General features: G+C 68.7%; 6 protein-coding genes. 2 read left to right on the top strand and 4 right to left on the bottom strand.

All coding sequences use genetic code 11. The features are described from left to right. A partial coding sequence (locus N912_RS65445) for a hypothetical protein (RefSeq protein WP_037070428.1) occupies positions 1-216 on the top strand: 216 nt, incomplete at its 5' end. Positions 217-288: 72 nt separating this feature from the next. Here the strand turns inward: N912_RS65445 and N912_RS59595 are convergent. The 3 genes from N912_RS59595 to N912_RS0147940 all read right to left on the bottom strand — a co-directional run bounded on the left by N912_RS59595 (position 289) and on the right by N912_RS0147940 (position 3,191). Then, entirely contained in the window at positions 289-1,221 is a 933-nt protein-coding gene (locus tag N912_RS59595; protein ID WP_037070429.1) for a replication protein RepA, read from the bottom strand. Between the two features lie 354 nt (positions 1,222-1,575). Then, positions 1,576-2,247 carry a hypothetical protein gene (locus tag N912_RS64390; protein WP_156994465.1) on the bottom strand — a complete coding sequence of 224 codons (672 nt, stop codon included), beginning with the start codon at positions 2,245-2,247 and terminating at the stop codon, positions 1,576-1,578. Then, positions 2,244-3,191 (bottom strand): ParA family protein, encoded by a 948-nt coding sequence (locus N912_RS0147940; RefSeq protein WP_051581821.1) that lies wholly within the window; start codon positions 3,189-3,191, stop codon positions 2,244-2,246. The genes N912_RS64390 and N912_RS0147940 overlap by 4 nt, the downstream gene beginning before the upstream one ends. A 1,522-nt stretch (positions 3,192-4,713) precedes the next feature. Here N912_RS0147940 and N912_RS61440 point away from each other — a divergent pair. Then, a complete protein-coding gene (locus N912_RS61440) occupies positions 4,714-5,061 on the top strand; it encodes a helix-turn-helix domain-containing protein (protein WP_028927998.1) in 348 nt (115 codons plus the stop codon). A gap of 21 nt (positions 5,062-5,082) precedes the next feature. On the opposite strand, the gene N912_RS64895 is transcribed toward N912_RS61440, so the two are convergent. After that, positions 5,083-5,314 (bottom strand): hypothetical protein (locus N912_RS64895; protein ID WP_211261661.1); only part of this gene is annotated, 232 nt, incomplete at its 5' end.

The following is a 5,314-nucleotide window of genomic DNA, read 5'->3' on the forward strand; positions in this document are numbered from 1 at the left end:
GGCCCGGTCCTGCTGCATCGCGGCTGCCTCGCGGCCATCCCGGACCCCGGGGAGGTCGAGCTTCGGCCGGCGTCATCCATCCGCCGGCGGATACTGACGGCCGACTCGAACCACCACGCGGGGCCGATCCTGGCACTCACCCGCTGGCACCTAGCGCGGCGATACGACCGGCGGATACGCCGCGCCGTGGCACGGGAGTGGAGCCACCACGGCTGATATTCCGTCGAGCCCTCGGCAGGGCCGGCGCCGACTCTGCCGCCGACGGCCGCCGACGCGGGCCACCTCCCACTACTCGTGGGTCTCCTTGGTGGCCGCGAGCAGGCCTTTGAACGGCACGTGCGTCGGGCTGGGTCGCAACTCCAGGCCGGCGCGGGTGGAGGTCACCTGCGCCTGGCGGTAGACCACCAGCACCTCGCGCAGGTTGCGCTCGAACTCCTGCTTGAACCGGGCCCGGCCGTTCTTGTTCTCGCCAAGTGTGGAGCCGAACTGGCCGCGCAGCGCGTCCCACGGGATCGTGGTCGGCCGGCGCAGGTAGGACATGCGGTGACAGAGAAATGCGTAGATGTCCAGGCGCAGGGCCGAGCCGCGCAGCGCCCGCAGCGCGCCCAGGTCCAGCGGCACCGGGTGCTCGGTGACCTCGCGGAAGAACTCGCCGGACAGTCGCACGGTGGAGGGCATCAGCGTCGGCTCGTCCGGGTTCTTCTCCGACCACCACAGGTCGTAGCTGCTGGCCACGTTCAGCCGGCCGCCGGCCTGCCGTTCGCCGGTGCCGTCCCAGCGGACCGTGAGGCTGGCCAGGAACAGCCGCTCCATCTGCTTCTTGAGGCGGGTGATGGTGCCGTTGCGCCCGCCGGTGGGCACCAGCCCGAGGGTGCGCATGAACGCCGACAGGCTGTCGCCGAGCACCAGCACCGGCTCGCGGGTGCGGACCGCCTCGGTGGACAGCCAGGTCAGCAGCAGCCGGGGCAGCGTGCCGTACGGGAAGCCGATGGAGCGCGGGTGGCCGTCCGGGCCGATCGTCATGCCGGGCTGGACCACGAGCGAGAGCGCGCCGTTGCGGCGGCCCCAGGCCGGCACGTCGCCGGGGTCGCGGTACGGAAGGCTGGTCTGGCACCACAGCCGCGCGAGGTAGCTCAGCTCGGGCTCGTCCTGGTCCCACAGCTCGGCGGCCGCGCGAACCAGCTCCAGCTCATCGCGGCGGGGTCGCCCCTTCCCAGACATCGCGCAGAGGGTGCCACAGCATCGTTCGCGCTGGTCGGACCGGACGCGACACGGCGAGTCGTCCACGCATATCTCTGTCACCACCGCTGGTTGTCCACGCATATCTCTGTCACGTCAACGGCGGCGGGCATCCCGATCCACGCATAAGACTGTCACCTCGGCCGTCGTTCCACGCATAGCTCTGGCGCCCGGTACGCATATCTCTGTCACCGGTCCCGGGCCGCCACCCGCATATGTCTGTAGCTTCGCGCGCATAACTCTGTACCGCCGACGCCCCGTCTTCCCTGGTCACAGGGTGTTTCCAGGCACCGCCTGTAGTTCCCCGTAGGAAGAACTTCCTTGTAGGGCGGCGGCTCACTCGGGTGGGCGGGCCAGGGCTAGGCGCAGGGCGGCGGTGGCGACCTCGGTGCGGGTGACCCGCTTCGCGTTCGGATCGGGCCGGGCCTGGTCGGCGATGCCGTCCAAGAAGTCTCGTTCCTCGGTTGTCATGCGCAAGGTGATCTGCACGCCCTCGGAGGCCAGCGTGTGGCCTCGGGGCCGGCGCGCGCCGGGTTGGGGCCGGGCCTCGCGTACCTCGGTGACCACGTCGTCCGGGTAGTCCTCGCAGGTCCACAGGACCAGCTGGCCGTACGACGGGCGTTCCGGGCGCGAGAGCAGGTTGGTGTTCACCTCGTTGTACAGCGAGGGCGAGATGCGCACCGCCACGGCCACCCGAGCTCCGCTCCCCTGCTCGGCGACCGTCCGCTCGGCGACACTCCGGCCCGGGGGGCGACCGCCCTGTCCCTTGGGCTGGCGGGCCGGAGGGGTCTCCTTGATCCGGTCCACCACGGGGCGGCGTTCGGCTTCCGGTGCCGGCCGCGCGGCTGGGGTTACCGGGGCGGGCGCGGCCTGTTCCTCCGGCTCGGCGACCTCAGCGGGCTCCGCTGGTGGCGGAGTCGCCGGCTCCACCACCGGCGGCGGGAGGAGATCGTCGATGTCCCCGAGTCGGTTCGGGTCGAACACCTGACGTCGACGCTTCGAGCTCATGCCGACGTTCTCTCGTACGCGGCGACCCTCCCCAGCAGCTCACGCGCCAGGGATTGATAGTCGCTGGCCAGCGGTACCGGATCGCGCGACCACAGCCGCTGCTCCACCTCGTCCTCGTCTGCGCGGTGCCGACCGGCCCTGCTGAGCCGGGCCAGCCGGGCCTTGCTGGCGTTCGCGGTGGCGTCCACCAGCTCGGCCGGGGTGAGATGCGCGGCGCGCAGGTCCAGCGCGGCCGCGCGGTCGCTGCGGATCATGGTCTTGAAGCAGCTCGCGCCGGAGCCTTCGAGCATGCTGTCCAGGTCCTCGAGCACCTGGCCGTTGCGGGCGGTGGCGCGTGGGTTGGCGTCGAAGAGCACCACGCCGAGCAACTGCAGGATCGCGCCGTCCCGCTCCTTGGCCATCAGGTAGCGGCGGGCCAGCAGCTCGACGCCTTCCAGCGAGGCGTCGTCGTCGCGGGTGGGCACGATCAGGTAGCGGGCGGTGCGCAGCAGCGCGTCCAGCAGCGGCGCGTCGCCGGGGCCCGAGTCGATCAGCACGAGGGTGTAGCCGCCGGCCGCGCAGGCCTGGGCGAGCGTCTTGCGCAGGTTCGCCACCAGGTCCAGGCCGGTCTGCGAGGCGGTGGCGGTGAGCGCGCCGACCTGGGCCAGGAACGGTCCGCCACAGATCAGGTCCAGCCCGGGACGCACGTCGCGCTGCACCTGCAGCGGTTCGCCGTACTGCAGCGCCATCATCAGGCTGCGGCCGCGGTCCCCCACGACGCCCAGGTCGCTGCCGGTCGCGTTGCCCTGAGGGTCGGCGTCGACGATCAGTACCCGGTGAGAGCCATCGGCGACGAGCGACCCGAGCGCGGTGGTGATGGAGGTCTTCCCCACGCCGCCCTTCTGATTAGCTATCAGCACAACACGCCGCAGCGCGGACAGATGCGGATCGTTCCTCTTCGCCATCGACGATTCCTTCATGTATCTCGTCTGTGTCGCCATCATGCCCATCTGCTACTTCGCTGTCTGTGTCCTCGTCGTTGTCAGTGTCGGATGGCACTGATGATCACGCATACCCGTCAGCGGATCTGCAAGCAGCCATGACAGCAGCAGTGTCATCATCGCTGGATAGCTACCGTAGGTCATCGCATGGAGAACCTAGCTCACGGGATGCTTCAGTAGAGGACGACACGCCGGTGGACACTGCTTCGTGTACCGCTGTTCACGCTGATGTTCATAGATCGTTGGACAGGGCCTTGCTGAAGGCTGTGCCGCAGGGTAACTCATCCGATTCTACTGATGGTATGTCCACAGTCTAGTTGTAATCATGCAGGTTAAGTGCTTACGATGATGCAGTAGTGGCGTGTAATGAGTCTGAGCTATCGTATGATAGCTCATATGATAGTTATTATCGCTTCTACCTGCATCGATGTTCCGTAGGCTGCAAGGGGGAAGGTTCGTGAAGGTGCTCCAACTCGACGTCAACAGGCAGGGAGATGAGAGGGTAGTCCGGTCGTTCGAACCGGACCAGGCTTCGCCAGTTCCCGGTGGATCCTCGTTGTTCCAGTAGGTGGTCAACCGAGCCTGCGAACGCTTCATTTCGGGGTCATGACTCGCGCTGCTTATGGCGGGCGTCAACCTATCTCGGGAGGGCTGCCTCGCGACGAGGCGGCGAGCTACGGGGGCCGACGCCGTGTGGCACGCGGTCGACTCGGCGAAGCCTGGGCCGAGTGATCCCACGGATAGTAATATCACTACCGTCGGCCGACTGGCAGACCTCTGGAGCCTGCGGCTCGACGAAGTGGGCAGCCCTGCGGCCAGCATCGGCGCGTCCGGCAGTGCCCCGATATCGGGCAGGCGGGCCACCACGCAACCGTGTGACTGAACTGCCCCGAAGGCCTGATCATCCAGATTAACTATCATATGAGGCGTCATATGGTGTCTCACCAGCGGTCGCGGCGATGTGTTTCCGCGTGGCTGACTCGCTCGCCCTCGTTCGGACACGCGCGCCGAACGAGCGCCCGCGGCATGGCAACGAGCTTCCGGCTGGGCCATGGGAAGCCCCACTCGCGGTCTCCGCCGCCGGTCGGCCGGCGCCCCGCCGGGTCATCGGCCTACCGCACGCCTGATCTGGAGTCCGGGGCTGATCTGGGGTCGGGGGCGACGAGCCAGTGGAAGAACTTGGTCGCGAGCCATCAGCCATGGGCATGAACGGGGAGTGGCCGAACGGGGTCTCCCTTGCCCGGAGGCCCCGTTCTCCTTCCTCAAGTGTGGCGGACCCAGCGTGGACGCCGACTATCACCGCCGCCATGACTTGACCAGGAACGGCATGTCGTCGGTGACGTGGTACCGGCCGATGACCAGGGCGAATGCGTTGACGGGCCGACTAGTTCCACCAGCCTGAAAGCCCCCATGAACCGACCGGACGCGGACGCACTACCGACATGGATCCGGGGCTGGCTCAAGGTCGCTCCGGCGGCTGCAGGGGGTGCCCGTCTGGAGCCCGCAATGCGCATCGTGGCCCATCACGGCCGCGATCAGGACCGTCATCGAGCTCGTCGCCACCCTCAGCCGCCTGGCCGGCATGAGCGCGGTCGCCGTCATCCTGATCGACGTCCCGCTGCACAGCATGTTCCCGCTTCTCCTCGAAGCCGCCCGCGCTCGCGGCCGCCGCGGCGGGCGGCCACCCGTCGCGGATGCCGACAAACGCCGGATCGTGCTGGCGCGGCACGCCGATGGCGAGTCCATCCGCACCATCGCCCGCGCCACCAAGCTGTCCGTCGGCACGGTCCACAACGTCGTGTCCGACCACGGCGCCGCGGCCGCCAACGACTGATCACCGCTGGTCAGTTGCCGGTCAGTTGCCGGCGCGCAGCCGGTCGGCGACGCGGATGGCCTGGTGGATGCCGCGTGGCGGTGATGACAGGTCGGTGCTCGGCGATCCAGCGCCGTCGGGGTCGGGCTTGGGTGGCGGCGAGCCCGGCCGGTAGCTGGGTGGGGCCGGGTTGGGAACGTCGGCGTAGGTAGTCCAGCGCTCGGTAGTGGGCTTGCGGGCCGTCCGCCTCGGCCTGCCACCAGTGTGGGTCTTC

The organism is Actinospineispora acaciae DSM 45401, from assembly GCF_000620785.1.
Classification (GTDB): Bacteria; Actinomycetota; Actinomycetes; order Mycobacteriales; family Pseudonocardiaceae; genus Pseudonocardia; species Pseudonocardia acaciae.

Coding starts and splice junctions, on each gene's coding strand:
- N912_RS0147940 (WP_051581821.1), bottom strand. CDS start 3,191: ATGGCGAAGAGGAACGATCCGCATCTGTCCGCGCTGCGGCGTGTTGTG.
- N912_RS59595 (WP_037070429.1), bottom strand. CDS start 1,221: ATGTCTGGGAAGGGGCGACCCCGCCGCGATGAGCTGGAGCTGGTTCGC.
- N912_RS64390 (WP_156994465.1), bottom strand. CDS start 2,247: ATGAGCTCGAAGCGTCGACGTCAGGTGTTCGACCCGAACCGACTCGGG.